General features: G+C 70.4%; 12 protein-coding genes and 1 pseudogene. 10 read left to right on the top strand and 3 right to left on the bottom strand.

Annotated features, from left to right (window positions below):
• Positions 1–44 precede the first annotated feature (44 nt).
• Complete coding sequence (locus GQ56_RS0102100; protein ID WP_031397061.1) at positions 45–2,711, top strand: heavy metal translocating P-type ATPase; 2,667 nt, start codon at positions 45–47, stop codon at positions 2,709–2,711.
• Between the two features lie 10 nt (positions 2,712–2,721).
• Positions 2,722–3,096, top strand: a complete 375-nt coding sequence (locus GQ56_RS0102095; RefSeq protein WP_031397060.1) for a zinc ribbon domain-containing protein — start codon at positions 2,722–2,724, stop codon at positions 3,094–3,096.
• Positions 3,097–3,184: 88 nt separating this feature from the next.
• Here the strand turns inward: GQ56_RS0102095 and GQ56_RS39110 are convergent, their stop codons facing one another.
• Positions 3,185–3,664, bottom strand: coding sequence for an AraC family transcriptional regulator (locus GQ56_RS39110; RefSeq protein WP_075122839.1), 480 nt, complete (start codon positions 3,662–3,664; stop codon positions 3,185–3,187).
• A 535-nt stretch (positions 3,665–4,199) separates the two neighbouring features.
• Between GQ56_RS39110 and GQ56_RS0102085 the strand changes: the two genes are divergently transcribed.
• The 4 genes from GQ56_RS0102085 (at position 4,200) to eutC (ending at position 9,533) form a co-directional block, all read left to right on the top strand.
• Positions 4,200–5,663, top strand: coding sequence for a mechanosensitive ion channel (locus GQ56_RS0102085; protein ID WP_031397059.1), 1,464 nt, complete (start codon positions 4,200–4,202; stop codon positions 5,661–5,663).
• A 176-nt stretch (positions 5,664–5,839) separates the two neighbouring features.
• Positions 5,840–7,252, top strand: a complete 1,413-nt coding sequence (eat, locus tag GQ56_RS0102080) for an ethanolamine permease (protein ID WP_031397058.1) — start codon at positions 5,840–5,842, stop codon at positions 7,250–7,252.
• 95 nt (positions 7,253–7,347) lie between these two features.
• Entirely contained in the window at positions 7,348–8,745 is a 1,398-nt protein-coding gene (locus GQ56_RS0102075) for an ethanolamine ammonia-lyase subunit EutB (protein WP_031397057.1), read from the top strand.
• A complete protein-coding gene (gene eutC, locus GQ56_RS0102070; protein ID WP_031397056.1) occupies positions 8,742–9,533 on the top strand; it encodes an ethanolamine ammonia-lyase subunit EutC in 792 nt (263 codons plus the stop codon). The genes GQ56_RS0102075 and eutC overlap by 4 nt, the downstream gene beginning before the upstream one ends.
• 78 nt (positions 9,534–9,611) lie before the next feature.
• Here eutC and GQ56_RS0102065 read toward each other — a convergent pair whose 3' ends face one another.
• Positions 9,612–10,496, bottom strand: coding sequence for a LysR family transcriptional regulator (locus GQ56_RS0102065; protein WP_031397055.1), 885 nt, complete (start codon positions 10,494–10,496; stop codon positions 9,612–9,614).
• Between the two features lie 146 nt (positions 10,497–10,642).
• Between GQ56_RS0102065 and GQ56_RS0102060 the strand changes: the two are divergent.
• A pseudogene (locus GQ56_RS0102060) lies at positions 10,643–11,824 on the top strand (MFS transporter); the annotation flags it as partial.
• A gap of 498 nt (positions 11,825–12,322) precedes the next feature.
• Here GQ56_RS0102060 and GQ56_RS40515 read toward each other — a convergent pair.
• Positions 12,323–12,751, bottom strand: coding sequence for a pyridoxamine 5'-phosphate oxidase family protein (locus GQ56_RS40515; protein WP_034197059.1), 429 nt, complete (start codon positions 12,749–12,751; stop codon positions 12,323–12,325).
• 330 nt (positions 12,752–13,081) lie between these two features.
• Between GQ56_RS40515 and exaC the strand changes: the two genes are divergently transcribed.
• The 3 genes from exaC to GQ56_RS0102045 all read left to right on the top strand — a co-directional run bounded on the left by exaC (position 13,082) and on the right by GQ56_RS0102045 (position 16,707).
• Positions 13,082–14,608, top strand: a complete 1,527-nt coding sequence (gene exaC, locus GQ56_RS0102055; RefSeq protein WP_031397167.1) for an acetaldehyde dehydrogenase ExaC — start codon at positions 13,082–13,084, stop codon at positions 14,606–14,608.
• A gap of 324 nt (positions 14,609–14,932) precedes the next feature.
• Positions 14,933–15,475: a hypothetical protein gene (locus tag GQ56_RS0102050; RefSeq protein ID WP_031397054.1), complete on the top strand. Its 543-nt coding sequence runs from the start codon at positions 14,933–14,935 to the stop codon at positions 15,473–15,475.
• Positions 15,476–15,672: 197 nt separating this feature from the next.
• Entirely contained in the window at positions 15,673–16,707 is a 1,035-nt protein-coding gene (locus tag GQ56_RS0102045; RefSeq protein ID WP_031397053.1) for a helix-turn-helix domain-containing protein, read from the top strand.
• The last annotated feature ends 1 nt before the right edge of the window (position 16,708 follow it).

The raw sequence follows: 16,708 nt of genomic DNA, 5'->3' as shown, positions 1-16,708 counted from the left end.
TCAGGGTGTTAACTCTACACCGTCAAGCCATCAAGGAGGTTGTCATGACCGATGCCCAGCGTACCCACGACCCACGACACCGTCATGCCGACGGCGCCGATACGTGCTGCGCCGACCCGCGCGACACGCAATTGGCGACCGTTGCCGACGCGGCGCCGGCGGCCGGCGAGCGCGCGCACGGCAAGGCCGCATCGAGCGGCCACGACCATGACCGCGATCACGGCCATGCTCACGGCGACGCGCATGCGCATGGCGCGGCGTGCTCGCACGGTCACGCCGCCCACGGCGACGAAGATCACGACCACGACCACGGGCACGCACACGGCGACGCGCATGTGCACGGTGCCGCGTGCTCGCACGATCACGCCGCGCATGGCGATGAAGATCATGGCCACGGGCATGCGCACGGCGACACACATGTGCATGGCGCCTCGTGCGCGCACGGCCACGCGGCGCATGACCATGCCGGTCACGACCACGACCACGACCACGACCACGCGGCCGGCGCCTGCTGCGCGCCCGCTGCGCTGACGCTCGCGCCGCTGCCGGTTGCGCAGGCGACCGCGTCGGGCCACGTGCGCTCCGCGTTCCGGATCATGCAGATGGACTGCCCGACCGAGGAAACGCTGATCCGCAAGAAGCTCGGCGGGATGAGCGAAGTGTCGGCGCTGGAATTCAACCTGATGCAGCGGATGCTGACCGTCGAGCACGTGCCGGGCGCCCAGCCGGCGATCGAAAGCGCGATCCGCACGCTCGGGATGACGCCCGAGGCCGCGACGGCCGGCGCGCCGGCGGCGCGCGTCGCCGATGCGCCCGCGAAGCCGTGGTGGCCGCTGGCGCTGGCCGGCGTCGCCGCGATCGCGTCGGAGGGCGCGACGTGGGCCGGCCTGCCCGTGTGGCTCGCGGCGGCGCTCGCGCTCGTGGCGGTGCTCGCGTGCGGGCTCACGACGTACAAGAAGGGCTGGATCGCGATTCGCAACGGCAACCTGAACATCAACGCGCTGATGAGCATCGCGGTGACGGGCGCGATGGCGATCGGCCAGTGGCCCGAGGCCGCGATGGTGATGGTGCTCTTCACGATCGCCGAGCTGATCGAGGCGAAGTCGCTCGACCGTGCGCGCAACGCGATCCAGGGCCTGATGCAGCTCGCGCCGGACACCGCGACCGTACAGGACGCCGACGGCTCGTGGCGCACGATCGAGGCCGCGCAGGTCGCCCTCGGGGCGGTCGTGCGCGTCAAGCCGGGCGAGCGGATCGGGCTGGACGGCGAAGTCGTGGCGGGCCGCTCGACGGTCAACCAGGCGCCGATCACCGGCGAGAGCCTGCCCGTCGAGAAGGCGGCCGGCGACGCCGTGTACGCGGGCACGATCAACGAATCGGGCTCGTTCGAATACCGCGTGACGGCCGTCGCGGCCAACTCGACGCTCGCACGGATCATCCACGCGGTCGAGGAAGCGCAGGGCGCGAAGGCGCCGACGCAGCGCTTCGTCGACCAGTTCGCGCGCGTCTATACGCCGATCGTGTTCGCGGTCGCGCTGCTGGTCGCGGTGGTGCCGCCGCTCGTCGCGGGCGGCGCATGGCACGACTGGATTTACCGCGCGCTGGTGCTGCTCGTGATCGCCTGCCCGTGCGCACTGGTGATCTCGACGCCGGTGACGATCGTGTCGGGGCTCGCGGCCGCGGCGCGACGCGGGATTCTCGTGAAGGGCGGCGTCTATCTGGAAGAAGGGCGCAAGCTCGCGTGGCTCGCGCTCGACAAGACCGGCACGATCACGCACGGCAAGCCGGTGCAGACCGACTTCGACCTGCATGCGACCGACGCCGATGCGGCGCGGGTCCGGCACCTCGGCGCGAGCCTTGCGGCGCGCTCCGATCACCCGGTGTCGCAGGCCATCGCGGCCGCGGCCCGCGAGGCCGGCACGACGGCCTTCGCCGATGTGAAGGATTTCGAAGCGATCGTCGGGCGCGGCGTGCGCGGCACGATCGACGGCGCGCGCTACTGGCTCGGCAACCACCGCCTCGTCGAGGAGCTCGAGCGCTGCTCGCCGGCGCTCGAAGCGAAGCTCGACGCGCTCGAGCGGCAAGGCAAGAGCGTCGTGGTGCTGGTCGACGAGGCGCGCGTGCTCGGCATCTTCGCCGTGGCCGACACGATCAAGGATACGAGCCGCGAGGCGATCGCCGATCTGCATGCGCTCGGCATCCGCACCGCGATGCTGACGGGCGACAACCCGCACACCGCGCAGGCGATCGCACGGCAGGCCGGCATCGACGACGCGCGCGGCAACCAGTTGCCGGAAGACAAGCTCGCGGCGGTCGAGGAGCTGGCGGCAGGCGGGGCCGGCGCGGTCGGGATGGTCGGCGACGGGATCAACGATGCGCCGGCGCTCGCGCGCGCCGACATCGGTTTCGCGATGGGCGCGATGGGCACCGACACGGCGATCGAGACGGCCGACGTCGCGCTGATGGACGACGACCTGCGCAAGATTCCCGCGTTCGTGCGGCTGTCGCGCGCGACGCATCGCGTCCTGGTGCAGAACATCGGCTTCGCGCTCGGCGTGAAGATCGTGTTCCTCGGCCTCACGGTCGCGGGGCTCGGGACGATGTGGATGGCGGTCTTTGCCGACGCGGGCGCAAGCCTGATCGTCGTGGCCAACGGCTTGCGGCTGCTGTCGTCCTCGGGGGCGTTCGGCGGGGCACAGGCCAAGCGTTGAGGAGCGGGCGATGAGCTTTCTGAAACGAATCCTGGGCGGCCATGGCGGCGGTCATGACAGCGGGCACGGCAACGGCGGCTACGGCAGCCATGGCGGCGGGCATCACGGCGGGGCGGGCCGGGACGCGCACGGCGGCCACGAGGCGCGCGGCCGCGATCGCCACGGCTGGGGCTGGCAGGCGCCGGCCGACACAGCTCGCGGGCAGGGCGCCAACGTACCGCTGCGGCAGCTCGCGTGCGCGGGCTGCGGCGCGCTCAACGCGGCCGATGCGCGGTTCTGCACGCAGTGCGGCACGGCGCAACGCAGCAAGGCCTGCAGCCGCTGCCATACCGCGCTGGCGGCCGACACGCGCTTCTGTCCCGGCTGCGGGACGCCGGCCGCGTAAGCGCACCGCCGTACCGCGCGTGCGCGCCGGCCGCGCCTGAGCGCGGGCCGGCTCGGGCCGTTCGACGGCCGGCGCACCGGCCCGTCGATCAGCGCAACGGCAGGTGGATTTCGGTGCGCAGGTCGGCCGGCGCCGTGTCCATCGGCGTATTCAGGTACAGCTCGAACGGCGGCGCGTCGGCGGCCTCGCGGCCCGAGTGCCGCAGCCAGTCGCCGTAGAGCCACTGGTAGGCCGGCTTCAGGTCCGCATACGGCCCCGTATGCAGCAGCACCGCGTATTCGCCGCCCGCTACCGTCACGCGCTCCACCGGCGGCACGGGCTCGACGTCCGGCGCACCGCCGGCCGGCATGAAACAGGCGCGGGCGCGCAACTGCGCTTCGGGCGTCGTGTCGGGGTTGTCGTAGAAAATGCCGACCATCTTCGCGCCGGGCCCGATCAGCCCGTGCTGCCCGACCCACATGCCGATCCGCATGAACGCTTCGCTGACCTTCATGTACGGGCCCGTGTGGGCGATCGCGTAGCCGTGCAACGCCGGCAACCGCCGGATCTCGACTTTGTGCTCGAACATCTCTTCTCCTCCTCTCCGTCATGGATGGGTTGGCCGGCGCACGCCCGTGCGTCGCGCGATTCCGTCGATCTGCCACGCTGCGCGCACGAGATCTTCGGGCGCATGTATTGGTTCACGATCCGCATCCGCATAGCCGCCGCACCGTCGGCGCGCCCGGCCCGCCATACGGCGTGCGATGGACGCACCGCCGCCGGTGACAGGGGGTGACAGGGGGCGACAGCCCCGCGACGTCGGCGATCCGGCGCGCATTTCGTCCGTCATCGGCGTGCCCGGGCCGGAACCGAGGTCACGGTAGCACGCCCGGACTGCATGAATCTTGCGGAAATGCGATGGAGTAATGAAATCAGGCCCTTTTTATTTCGCCGAAATGGGGTCTCGCCCCCCTGCGATCTATGACTAAAGTTAAAGACGGTGAAATCGGGTGATCGCGTCATTTTTCTCGGGTAAGTTGCTCCGTCCGGGCCGCATGTTTTTAGAAGTACGCAGGGAGTTCGTCGATTTTCAATCGCAACACCACGTTTCGGGAGAACAAGAAATGGATGCTTCCAGCTTCATCACGTCGTTGCAGACCACGCTAGGGGGGTATCTGCCCAAGATCGCCGGCGCGATCGGCATCCTGGTGATCGGCTGGCTGATCGCCGTCGTGGTGCGGGCCGGCGCGATGCGCCTGCTCGGCGCGCTGAAGGTCGACCAGCGGATCAACGAAAGCACCGGCCAGGGCGCATGCGTCGAGCGCATCATCGCGGGCGGCCTGTTCTGGCTCGTGCTGCTGGTCACCGCGGTGGGCATCTTCAACGTGCTCAACCTGTACGCGGTCTCCAACCCGTTCTCGCTGCTCATCACGCACATCGTCAACTACCTGCCGAACCTGATCGGCGGCGCCGCGCTGACGCTGATCGCGTGGCTCATCGCGTCGCTGCTGCGCAGCCTCGCGAACCGCGCGCTGAAGGCGAGCAAGATCGACGACAAGTTGTCCGAGGGCGCCGGCATGCAGCCGATGAGCGGCTATCTCGGCGACGTGCTGTTCTGGCTCGTGATCCTGATGTTCCTGCCGGCGATCCTCGCGTCGTTCGCGCTGTCGGGCCTGCTGTCGCCGGTGCAGGGGATGGTCGACAAGCTGCTCGCGATCGTGCCGAACCTGTTCGCGGCCGCGGTGATCGGCTTCGTCGGCTGGGTCGTCGCGCGGGTGCTGCGCGGCCTCGTGACGAACCTGCTCGTCGCCGCCGGCGCCGACCGCCTCACGCAGCGTCTCGAGAGCCCGACGCCCGTGCGCGTATCGAGCCTGATCGGCACGATCGTCTACGTGTTCGTGTTCGTGCCGACGCTGATCTCCGCGCTCGACGCGCTGAAGATCGACGCGATCTCGGTGCCGGCCACCAACATGCTGAACCAGTTCCTCGGCGCGGTGCCGGACATCGTCGCGGCGATCGTGATCGTGCTGGTGACGTTCTACTTCGCACGCTTCGTCGCGGCGCTCGCGCAGAAGCTGCTGGAAGCCGCCGGCGCCGACGGGCTGCCGGCCGTGCTCGGCGTCGAGCGCGTGTTCTCGGGAATCCTGCAGCCGTCGGTGCTGGCGGCGCGGTTGATCGTGTTCTTCGCGATGCTGTTCGCGTCGGTCGAGGCCGCAAACCGGCTCGGCTTCTCGCAGGTGCGCGACGTCGTCACGCTGTTCATCGAGTTCGGCGGCCACGTGCTGACCGGCGGCGTGATCCTCGTGATCGGCGTGTGGCTCGCGGGCCTCGCGCGCCGCGTGATCGAGCAGGCCGACCGCGAGCACAGCGTGCTGTTCGCGCGCATCGCGCAATTCGCGATCCTCGGCCTCGTGTTCGCGATGGGGCTGCGCGCGATGGGCATCGCGAACGAAATCGTCCAGCTCGCGTTCGGCCTCGTGCTCGGTGCGATCGCGGTGGCGGTGGCGCTGTCGTTCGGCCTCGGCGGCCGCGAAGCGGCAGGCAAGCTGCTCGACCGCTGGTTCAACCAGCGCGGCGGCGGCCAGTAAGCGGGCAATCCGGCCGTCTCGCACGGCCGGGGCGCGGACCGCGGCCGACGTTTCCGTCAGCGAAATGTCAGCCGCGGTCTTTGCCGAATTTCGATAACACGTCGTTTAATGACTCTCTAGCATCGATTCTCAGTTGCGCTGGCCGGCAGGCCCGGCGCCTTTGAGGAGAGCGTCCGATGAAAGCAGAGTCGAATGGCCGGCCCGCCGCCGGCGTCAGGTCGTCTGGCCAGCCCGCGTTGCAGCAGACGCTCGGGACCTGGCAACTGTGGGGCATTGCGGTCGGCCTCGTGATTTCCGGCGAATACTTCGGCTGGAGTTACGGCTGGGCGAGCGCTGGCACACTGGGCTTCGTCGTCACCGCGCTGTTCGTCGCGGCGATGTACACGACCTTCATCTTCAGTTTCACCGAGCTGACCACGTCGATCCCGCATGCGGGCGGCCCGTTCGCGTATGCGCGCCGCGCGTTCGGCCCGACGGGCGGCTATCTCGCCGGCGCCGCGACGCTCGTCGAGTTCGTGTTCGCGCCGCCCGCGATCGCGCTGGCGATCGGCGCCTACCTGCACGTGCAGTTTCCCGGCCTCGAGCCGAAGCACGCGGCGATGGGCGCGTATCTCGTGTTCATGGCGCTGAACATCGTCGGCGTGCAGATCGCGGCGACCTTCGAACTGGTCGTCACGCTGCTGGCGATCTTCGAACTGCTGGTGTTCATGGGCGTCGTGTCGCCGGGCTTCGCGTGGAGCAACTTCATGAAGGGCGGCTGGTCGGGCGCCGATCATTTCAGCGTGGGCGCGTTCCACGGGATGTTCGCGGCGATCCCGTTCGCGATCTGGTTCTTCCTCGCGATCGAAGGCGTCGCGATGGCCGCCGAGGAAGCGAAGAACCCGAAGCGCTCGATCCCGATCGCGTACGTGGCCGGGATCCTGACCCTCGTCGCGCTCGCGATCGGCGTGATGGTGTTCGCCGGCGGCGCGGGCGACTGGACCAAGCTCGCGAACATCAACGATCCGCTGCCGCAGGCGATGAAGTACATCGTCGGCGCGAACAGCGGCTGGATGCACATGCTGGTGTGGCTCGGGCTGTTCGGGCTGGTCGCGTCGTTCCACGGGATCATCCTCGGCTATTCGCGCCAGATCTTCGCGCTGGCCCGTGAAGGCTACCTGCCGGAGTGGCTCGGCAAGGTGCATCCGCGCTTCAAGACCCCGCACCGCGCGATTCTCGCGGGCGGCGTGGTCGGCATCGCGGCGATCTACAGCGACGAGCTGATCCAGTTCGGCGGGCAGACGCTGACCGCGAATATCGTGACGATGTCGGTATTCGGTGCGATCGTGATGTATATCGTGAGCATGGCGTCGCTGTTCAAGCTGCGCCGCTCGCAGCCGAACATGGCGCGGCCGTTCCGCGCGCCGCTGTACCCGATCTTCCCGGCCTTCGCGATCCTGGCCGCGCTCGTGTGTCTCGCTACGATGGTGTACTTCAACGGGCTGGTCGCGCTGGTGTTCCTGGGCTTCCTCGCGTTCGGCTACGCGTACTTCCTCGCGACCCGTTCGCAGCGCGAGAGTGCGCCGGGCGACGCGTTGCTGGAGGAGTGAGCATGGCGAAGGTGACAGGCCGTCCCTGACGGCATCCGGCGCGCCCCGTCGAACGGGCGCGCCGTCGGCGTTTGGCAAGGAAGGAGATTCGCACGATGTCCTATACGGAGACGATCGGCCCGCGCACGTACCGCTTCGCGGACCTGAAGACGCTGCTCGCGAAGGCGAGCCCGCTGCGTTCCGGCGACCAGCTCGCCGGTGTCGCCGCGGCGAGCGAGGAAGAGCGCGTCGCCGCGAAGATCGCGCTCGCGGGCGTGCCGCTGAAGGCATTCCTGAACGAGGCGCTCATCCCGTACGAAGACGACGAGGTCACGCGCCTCATCGTCGACACGCACGACGCGCCCGCATTCGCGGAAATCTCGCACCTGACGGTCGGCGATTTCCGCAACTGGCTGCTGTCGCCCGCGGCCGACGGCGCGGCGCTGGAACGGATCGCGCCGGGCCTCACGCCGGAGATGGTCGCGGCCGTGTCGAAGCTGATGCGCAACCAGGACCTGATCGTGGCCGCGCGCAAGCGCCGCGTGGTCACGCGCTTTCGCAACACGGTCGGGCTGGCCGGCCGGATGTCGGTGCGGCTGCAGCCGAACCACCCGACCGACGACGTGAAGGGCATCGCCGCGTCGATGCTCGACGGGCTGATGTACGGCTGCGGCGACGCGATGATCGGCATCAACCCGGCCACCGACAGCCTCGCGGCGATCGTGAAGCTGCTCGCGATGATCGACGGGTTTCGCGAACGCTACGGCGTGCCGACGCAGTCGTGCGTGCTCACGCACGTGACCAACACGATCGCCGCGATCGAGCAGGGCGCGCCGGTCGACCTCGTGTTCCAGTCGATCGCGGGCACCGAGAAGGCGAACGCGAGCTTCGGCATCTCGCTCGCGCTGCTCGGCGAGGCGCGCGACGCCGCGCTGTCGCTGCGGCGCGGCACGATCGGCAACAATCTCATGTACTTCGAGACGGGCCAGGGCAGCGCGCTGTCGGCGAACGCGCATTTCGGCGTCGACCAGCAGACCTGCGAAGTGCGCGCATACGCGGTGGCGCGCAGGTTCGAGCCGTTCCTCGTGAACACGGTCGTCGGCTTCATCGGGCCCGAATACCTGTACGACGGCAAGCAGATCATCCGCGCGGGGCTCGAGGATCACTTCTGCGGGAAGCTGCTCGGCGTGCCGATGGGCTGCGACATCTGCTACACGAACCACGCGGAAGCCGACCAGGACGACATGGACACGCTGCTGACGCTGCTCGGCGCTGCCGGCATCAACTTCATCATGGGCATTCCCGGCGCGGACGACGTGATGCTGAACTACCAGAGCACGTCGTTCCACGATCAGCTGTATGTGCGCGAGGTGCTCGGCCTGCGCCGCGCGCCGGAATTCGAGGAGTGGCTGGAGACGATGGAAATCGCCGATGCGCACGGCGCATTGCGCAGCGCGACGGCGCGCGTGCCGCTGCTGGCGGGCGCGACCGACTGGATGGGGTTGTCCGCATGAGCGACGCCGTCGAAAAGAACCCGTGGGCGCAGCTGAAGTCGTTCACGCAGGCGCGGATCGCGCTCGGCCGCGCGGGCAACAGCCTGCCGACCGCGCCGCTGCTCGCGTTCAACCTGTCGCACGCGCAGGCGCGCGATGCGGTGCACCAGCCGCTCGACGTGGACGCGCTGCGGCGCGCGCTCGACGCGGCCGGCTTCGCGACGCTCGGCGTGCAAAGCGCCGCGCCCGATCGCCAGCATTACCTGCGCCGGCCCGACCTCGGCCGCAAGCTGTCCGATGACGGGCGCGCGCTGCTGGCCGACTACGGTGCGGCGCTCGACGAGGCGCCCGACATCGTGTTCGTGGTCGGCGACGGGCTGTCGGCGTTTGCTGCCGCGAAACAGGCGCTGCCGCTGCTCGACGCGGTGCGGCCCAGGCTCGACCGGGACGGCTGGCGGATCGGCCCGGTGGTGGTGGCGACCCAGGCGCGCGTCGCGCTGGGCGACGAGATCGGCGAGCTGCTGCGCGCGAAGCTCGTCGCGATACTGATCGGCGAACGGCCGGGGCTCAGCTCGCCGGACAGCCTCGGCGTGTATCTGACCTGGGCGCCGCGGGTCGGGTGTCACGACGCGTTGCGCAACTGCATCTCGAACGTGCGGCCCGAAGGGCTGCCGTACGCGGCGGCCGCGCACAAGCTGCATTACCTGATGACGCATGCGCGCAGGCTCCGGCTGACGGGCGTCGGGCTGAAGGACGACAGCGACGCGCTGCTGCCGCAGGCGGAAGCGGAGCGGATCGCGGCGGACTGACGAGGGCGGCGGGCGCGGGGCGGCCGTCGTTCGGTTCGAGCCGCCCGCGCGCCGGCTGTCGGGGCCTTCGCCCTCCGGCTATTTGAACAGCCGGTCGCACAGGAAATCGACGAACACACGCAGCTTCGGCGACAGCAGCCGGCTCGACGGCCACACGATCGAGAACTGCCCCGGCGCGATCCGGAAGTCGTCGAGCACGGTGACGAGCGCGCCGTGCTCGAGCGCGTCGCGGGCGAGGAAGTCGGGCATGTAGCCGATGCCGAGCCCCGCGAGCACGCTGCCGCGCAGCGCCTCCATGTTGTTGCAGGTCAGCGCGGTGTGCAGCTTCAACGGCGTGCCGTCGGCGGCCGCGAGCGCCCAGTCCTGCAGCTTGCCGGTGGTCGGGAAGCAGTAGCGCACGCATGCATGCGCTTCCAGGTCGCGCGGCGCGCGCGGCGTGCCGGCCCGCGCGAGATAGGCGGGCGTTGCGCACAGTACGAATGCGAACGGGCCGAGTCGCCGCGACATCAGGCGCGAATCGGACAGCGGGCCGCTGCGGATCACCGCGTCGAAGCCGCCTTCGACGACGTCGACCATCCGGTCGTTGAAATCGAGATCCAGCTCGACATCCGGGTAGCGTTGCTGAAACTCGGGCAGCACGGGCAGCAGGAAGCGATAGCCGATCACCGGCAGGCTCACGCGCAGCTTGCCGCGCGGGCGCTGCGCCGAGGCCGTCACCGTCGCCTCCGCATCGCGGAAATCCTCGAGGATCCGCTGGCAGCGTTCGTGGAAATGCCGCCCCTCTTCGGTGAGCGTGACGCGCCGCGTCGTGCGGTTGAACAGCCGCACGCCGAGCGACTGCTCGAGTTTCGCGATCGTCTTGCCGACCGCCGACGCCGAGATGCCGAGCGTGCGGCCGGCCGCGACGAAGCTCAGCGCCTCGGCGGTGCGGACGAACGCGACGATGCCGGTCAGGTTTTCCATCGAAGGGCGGGCGCCGGGCGGCGCGGCAGGTGAATTGCGGAATTATAGTCCGTTATATGCGGAGTTTCGCGTGGTTTTTCGTAGATTGAATCGGATTTATCGTTTGTCGCTCTGACGGCGCATCCGCGCCGGTTTTTCGAGGAGCGATGATGGATCACCCTGTTTCAGGCGCTTCGGCCCGCTCGGCGCACCGGCGCGCATGGGTACTGGCTGCCGTCTGCCTGGCCGCCGTCGCGCTGCCGCTGTCGTTCTCGGGCGGCGCGGTCGCGACGCCGGCGATCGGCCGCGACCTGCATGGCGGCACGGTCGCGATGAACTGGATCACCAACGCGTTCATGCTCGCGTTCGGCAGTTGCCTGATGGCGGCGGGCGCGCTGGCCGACCAGTTCGGCCGCAGGCGCGTGTTCGCGGTCGGCGTCGGCGGTTTCACGCTGATGTCGGTCGCGCTGGCGTTCGCGCCGTCGATGCTCGCGGTGGACCTGCTGCGCGCGGCGCAGGGGCTCGCGGCAGCCGCCGCGCTGGCGGGCGGCACGGCCGCGCTTGCGCAGGCGTTCGACGGCGCGGCGCGCACGCGCGCGTTCAGCCTGCTCGGCACGACCTTCGGGATCGGGCTCGCGTTCGGGCCCGTGCTGGCCGGCGGCCTGATCGGGCATTACGGCTGGCGCGCGATCTTCGTCACGAGCGCGGTGGCCGGCGTGCTGTCGCTCGGGTTCGGCCTGCCGCGCATGCAGGAGTCACGCGACCCGCACGCGACGGGGCTCGACTGGCCCGGCACGATCACCTTCACGGCCGCGCTCACGCTGTTCACGTTCGGCGTGATCGAGGCGCCCGCGCGCGGCTGGACGAGCGCGCCCGTGCTTGCGCTGCTGGCCGGCGCGGCGCTCGGGGCGGGCGCGTTCGTGGCGATCGAGATGCGCGTCGCGCGGCCGATGCTCGACCTGTCGCTGTTCCGCATCGCCCGCTTCGTCGGCGTGCAGGTGCTGCCGGTGTCGACCTGCTGCTGCTACATCGTGCTGCTGGTCGTGTTGCCGCTGCGATTCATCGGCATCGACGGCTTCAGCGAGATCGACGCCGGCTGGCTGATGCTCGCGATTTCCGCGCCGATGCTGGTCGTGCCGCTCGTCGCGGCGACGCTCACGCGCTGGCTGTCGGCCGGCGTGATCTCGGGGCTCGGGCTCCTGATCGCGGCGGCCGGGCTCGTGTGGCTGGGCGTCGCGCTGCGCGGCGGCGCGGGGCCCGCGGCGATCGCGCCGATGCTCGTGATCGGCATCGGCGCCGGCATGCCGTGGGGGCTGATGGACGGGTTGTCGGTGAGCGTCGTGCCGAAGGAGCGCGCGGGGATGGCGACCGGGATCTTCAGCACGACGCGCGTGGCCGGAGAAGGCATCGCACTCGCGATCGCGGGCGCGGTGCTGGCCGCGCTCGCGCAGACGGGGCTGCGCCACGCGGCGGGCGCGGCCGGTACGCCCGACGCGGCGCTGCGTGCGGCGGCGCGGCTCGCGACCGGCGACCTCGCGGGTGCGGCGGCGGCGCTGCCGGGCGCCGGTCACGCGCTGCTGCTCGCGAGCTATACCCATGCGTTCGACCGGCTGCTGACCGGGCTGGCCATTGTCACCGTGCTGTGCGCGGCAGTGGTGTTCGCGTTTCTTGGCGGCCGCCCGGCGGCTGCCGAAGCGGGCGGCGCGACCGGATCGACGCGGCGTGCGCCGAGGCGCACGGGCGCTAGGCGTCGCGCTGCCGCGCATGGCGGCGTGGGCCGCAGTTGCCGGAACGCCGCCGGATACCGGCACGGCCGCGTTCGAGCGCCGGCGGGCCCGCCGTGCGCATCAAGCCGGCACGAGCGGCGGCAGCGCCGGATCCGCGCGAGCCTGAGCCCGCTCCACGTCGACCACGACATGCCGCCGCGCGTCGGGCCACAGGTGCGCACGGCTTGCCACGTGCTCGTCGATCGTCGCGCGGCCCTGCACGAGCCAGGTCGTCTGGCGCACGAAGTCGACGAACAGCAGCGCGATCGCCGGATTCACCAGCAGGTTGCCGATCGTGTTGAACAGGTTGTTGCCCGCGAAGTCGGGCAGCACGAGCGTGCGGCGGTCGGGCAGGTCGACGAGCGGCTCGTACGAACCGTCGGCGCGCCGCTGGCGGCCGCGGTACGAGCAGTCGCCGTTGCCCGCCGCATCGGCGGTCGCGACGATCAGGAACGCCTGCTCGCGGATGAACGCGATCGCGTCGTCGGTCAGGGGGCCGGAGTCGCTCATGGCGTCGGGCGGCGTGAACGCCGCGGCAAGGGGATGCGCGATCCGCACGCAAGCGCCATGCCACGGGCGGCGGCCCGCAGCGCGTGCGGTTGCCCGTGCGCACTGTGCCGAATCCGAACACCGGCCGCGCCGTTGCGCAGTCGCACTGTTCAGAAACGGCGCACCCGTCGTGCTGCGCGAATGAACACCGCACGGCACGCACGCGGGGCGGCCGCTGCCGTCGCGCCTTCGCGGCGTGCCGGCCCCGTTTGGCACGCATGTTGCGTTAACGCATGCAGCGCGATCCAACCGGCGCTGTACTCACACAAGCACGATGAACAGGAGACATGTATGAACCCGTTTGACCTGAAACAACTGGGCCTCGACGTCGAATATCCGTACCGCCAGCAGTACGACAACTACATCGGCGGCAAGTGGGTTCCGCCGGCGAAGGGCGAGTACTTCGAGAACGTGTCCCCGATCAACGGCCAGCCGTTCTGCCGCGTGCCGCGCTCGGGCGCCGACGATATCGAGCTGGCGCTCGACGCCGCGCATGCCGCGCGCCGCAAGTGGGGCAAGACCTCGGTGGCCGAGCGCGCGAACCTGCTGCTCGCCGCCGCCGACCGGATGGAAAGGAACCTGAAGCTGCTGGCCGTGGCCGAGACGATCGACAACGGCAAGCCGCTGCGCGAGACGATGGCGGCCGACCTGCCGCTCGCGATCGACCACTTCCGCTACTTCGCCGGCTGCATCCGCGCGCAGGAAGGCGGCATCTCCGAAATCGACGACAACACCGTCGCGTACCATTTTCACGAGCCGCTCGGCGTCGTCGGCCAGATCATTCCGTGGAACTTCCCGCTGCTGATGGCCGCGTGGAAGCTCGCGCCGGCGCTCGCGGCCGGCTGCTGCGTGGTGATGAAGCCGGCCGAGCAGACGCCCGCGTCGGTGCTGGTGCTGATGGAGCTGATCGGCGACCTGTTCCCGGCCGGCACGATCAATATCGTGAACGGCTTCGGCAAGGAAGCGGGCGAAGCGCTCGCAACCAGCAAGCGCATCGCGAAGATCGCGTTCACGGGCTCGACGCCGGTCGGCAAGCACATCCTGCGCGCGGCGGCCGACAGCCTGATTCCGTCGACGGTCGAACTGGGCGGCAAGAGCCCGAACATCTTCTTCGCCGACGTGCTCGACCAGGACGACGCGTTCCTCGACAAGGCGCTCGAGGGGCTCGCGATGTTCGCGCTGAACCAGGGCGAAGTGTGCACGTGCCCGTCGCGGATCCTGATCCAGGAATCGATCTACGAGCGGTTCATCGAGAAGGCCGTCGCGCGCGTCGAGCGCATCAAGGCCGGCCACCCGCTCGACCTGCAGACGATGATCGGCGCGCAGGCGTCGCAGCAGCAGCTCGACAAGATCCTGTCGTACATCGACATCGGCCGCGGCGAAGGCGCGCAATGCCTGACGGGCGGCGAGCGCACGGCGCCGGCCGCCGAGCTCGGCACGGGCTACTACGTGAAGCCGACGATGCTGCTCGGCAACAACAAGATGCGCGTGTTCCAGGAAGAGATCTTCGGGCCGGTTGCGTCGGTGATGACCTTCAAGGACGAGCAGGACGCGATCGAACTCGCGAACGACACGTTCTACGGGCTCGGCGCGGGCGTGTGGACGCGCAACGGCACGCGGGCTTACCGGATGGGCCGCGAGGTCGAGGCCGGGCGGGTGTGGACCAACTGCTACCACCTGTACCCCGCGCACGCGGCGTTCGGCGGCTACAAGCAGTCGGGGATCGGCCGCGAGACGCACAAGATGGCGCTGTCGAACTATCAGCAGACGAAGTGCCTGCTGGTCAGCTATCAGGCCGAGGCGCTCGGGTTCTTCTGAGCAACCGGGGCGGCGCGAGGCGACGGGGCGGGCTGGCCGGCACGCAGGGCCGGCCGGTACGGTCTCGGACGTGCGACGGTAACGCGCGCGGCATTCCGGCCGCGCCCGTCGCCCGACGGTCGGAGGCATGTGCCCGGCCGTCGGGCGGTGCGCGGCGGGACGGGCGCACGCGCCGGCCATCCGCATGCCGCGCCGCTTCCGATCCCGACATCCGACTGACACCCGGCGTCGGCCGTGCCGCGTCGCGGCGGGCGCCGGCAACGACACCGGCAGCCGCCCGCTCGCGGCGACACGGCGCGCCGAGGTCCGTGAAGGCAACCCAGCATGGCAGAACCGCCCCGATCCTTTCCGCGCCACCCCGTGTTCCACCCGGGCGAACTCGACGCACAGCACCGCTTCGGCGTCGCGGACGAAGCCGAGCGGATGAGCGACGTGGTGACGACGCGCGTGAGCATCGGCGTGCGGCAGTTCGTCGAATCGCAGCCGTTCATGTTCGTCGGCGTCGCAGGCGGCGCGCACGCCCCGCTGACCTGCGACATCGTGCAGAGCCTGCGCGATGCGAACGGCGAGCTATTGCCGGTGGTCCGCGTGATCGACACGAAGACGCTGCGCTTCGCGCTGCCGGCACGCGGCGACGGTGGCCGGATCGATACGATCGCATGCGACGGCAGCGGCGTCGGGTTGCTGTTCGTCGATTTCGTGCGCGGCATCCGCTACCGGATCAACGGCCGCGCGACGCTGCGCGCCGATCTGCGCGATGCGGACGCGGCGCCCTGGCCGACCGGCAGCGAGATCGTCGAGCTGGCGGTCGCGCAGGCGTACGGCAACTGCGGCACCCGGGTCGTGCGGCTGAAGCCGGCCGGGTAGCCGACCGCCGGCGGCGGCCGGCATGCGCGGTCGTCGCGCCGTTCGCACCGGCGGCGTGCGCGGCGCGCCGCCTCCGGGTGCGCGCGGCGGGCGCGCACCGGCCGGGCAGCCCGGCATGACGGGCCGCCCGCCGCAACGCGCCGTTCGGCACGGGACTTGCGTGACACACGCGGTTCCGCGCAGTGAGGGAGGACACGATGGATCGACACGTGGCGAGTATCGAGGAACCGACGGCCGAAGACACGCGTCGCAACGCGCAGGGCGACGACGCGCTGGCGGGGCAGGCCGTCGTCAGCGTCGCGCACGACGCGGACGAGCAGGCTCGCAACCTGATCGGCTGGCGGCAGACCTACGACCAGCTCGCGGCCGGCCGCTTCGTCGGCACGCTGACCGAGCTGCCGCTCGACACGATGAAGCTGTTTCGCGAATCGACGAGCCACTTGCTGCGCCAGGCGTGCGAGGTGCGCGGCGATGCGTACTGGTTCGGCATCCCGCTCGTGTGCGACGGCGCCGCGCGCGTCGATACCTGCCGCATCGGGCCCGGCGCGCTGGCGTTCCGGCCCGGCAACGTCGAATTCGAACTGGTGACGCCCGCGCAGTTCTCGATCTACGGCGTCGTCGTGCGCGGCGACGTGTTGCGCCGCTATGCGGAGGACGTCGAATGCCGCGCGCTCGACGAGCGGCTGTTCACGCAACCGGTGATGCAGGTCGGCGATACGCGGCTCGGGCGCCTGTGCGCGTTGCTCGGCAGCCGGCTCGACGGCGCGGTGGCGATGGCCGGCCCGCTCGCCGGCGTGCAGCGCGACGACCTGCAGGCCGAGGTGCTGGCCGCGCTGTTCGACGTGTGCGCGCAACCGGCCGACGACGGCGCCGGCCGCGCGCCGTCGATGCGCCGCTGGATCGTCGAGCAGGCGCGCGATTACGTGCTCGCGCACCGCACGCGCCCGGTCGGCGTGCCCGAGCTGTGCGAGCAGTTGCATGTGAGCCGGCGCACGCTGCAGTACTGCTTCCAGGACGTGCTCGGGATGGCGCCCGCGACTTACCTGCGCACGCTGCGGCTGAACGGTGCGCGGCGCGATCTGTGCGGCCGCGCGGCCGGCTCGGTGCAGGATGTCGCAGCGGCCTGGGGCTTCTGGCATCTCAGCCAGTTCGCGACCGATTACCGCCGGCTGTTCGGCAAGCGTCCGTCGGAAACGCTGCGCGATCGCGCGGCGACGGTCGCGGCGGGGTGAC

The organism is Burkholderia paludis, assembly GCF_000732615.1.
GTDB classification, from domain to species: Bacteria; Pseudomonadota; Gammaproteobacteria; order Burkholderiales; family Burkholderiaceae; genus Burkholderia; species Burkholderia paludis.
Note: the sequence above shows the minus strand (reverse complement) of the source record. Positions and strands in the feature narration are given on the sequence as shown.

Coding starts and splice junctions, on each gene's coding strand:
- GQ56_RS0102100 (WP_031397061.1), top strand. CDS start 45: ATGACCGATGCCCAGCGTACCCACGACCCACGACACCGTCATGCCGAC.
- GQ56_RS0102095 (WP_031397060.1), top strand. CDS start 2,722: ATGAGCTTTCTGAAACGAATCCTGGGCGGCCATGGCGGCGGTCATGAC.
- GQ56_RS39110 (WP_075122839.1), bottom strand. CDS start 3,664: ATGTTCGAGCACAAAGTCGAGATCCGGCGGTTGCCGGCGTTGCACGGC.
- GQ56_RS0102085 (WP_031397059.1), top strand. CDS start 4,200: ATGGATGCTTCCAGCTTCATCACGTCGTTGCAGACCACGCTAGGGGGG.
- eat (WP_031397058.1), top strand. CDS start 5,840: ATGAAAGCAGAGTCGAATGGCCGGCCCGCCGCCGGCGTCAGGTCGTCT.
- GQ56_RS0102075 (WP_031397057.1), top strand. CDS start 7,348: ATGTCCTATACGGAGACGATCGGCCCGCGCACGTACCGCTTCGCGGAC.
- eutC (WP_031397056.1), top strand. CDS start 8,742: ATGAGCGACGCCGTCGAAAAGAACCCGTGGGCGCAGCTGAAGTCGTTC.
- GQ56_RS0102065 (WP_031397055.1), bottom strand. CDS start 10,496: ATGGAAAACCTGACCGGCATCGTCGCGTTCGTCCGCACCGCCGAGGCG.
- GQ56_RS40515 (WP_034197059.1), bottom strand. CDS start 12,751: ATGAGCGACTCCGGCCCCCTGACCGACGACGCGATCGCGTTCATCCGC.
- exaC (WP_031397167.1), top strand. CDS start 13,082: ATGAACCCGTTTGACCTGAAACAACTGGGCCTCGACGTCGAATATCCG.
- GQ56_RS0102050 (WP_031397054.1), top strand. CDS start 14,933: ATGGCAGAACCGCCCCGATCCTTTCCGCGCCACCCCGTGTTCCACCCG.
- GQ56_RS0102045 (WP_031397053.1), top strand. CDS start 15,673: ATGGATCGACACGTGGCGAGTATCGAGGAACCGACGGCCGAAGACACG.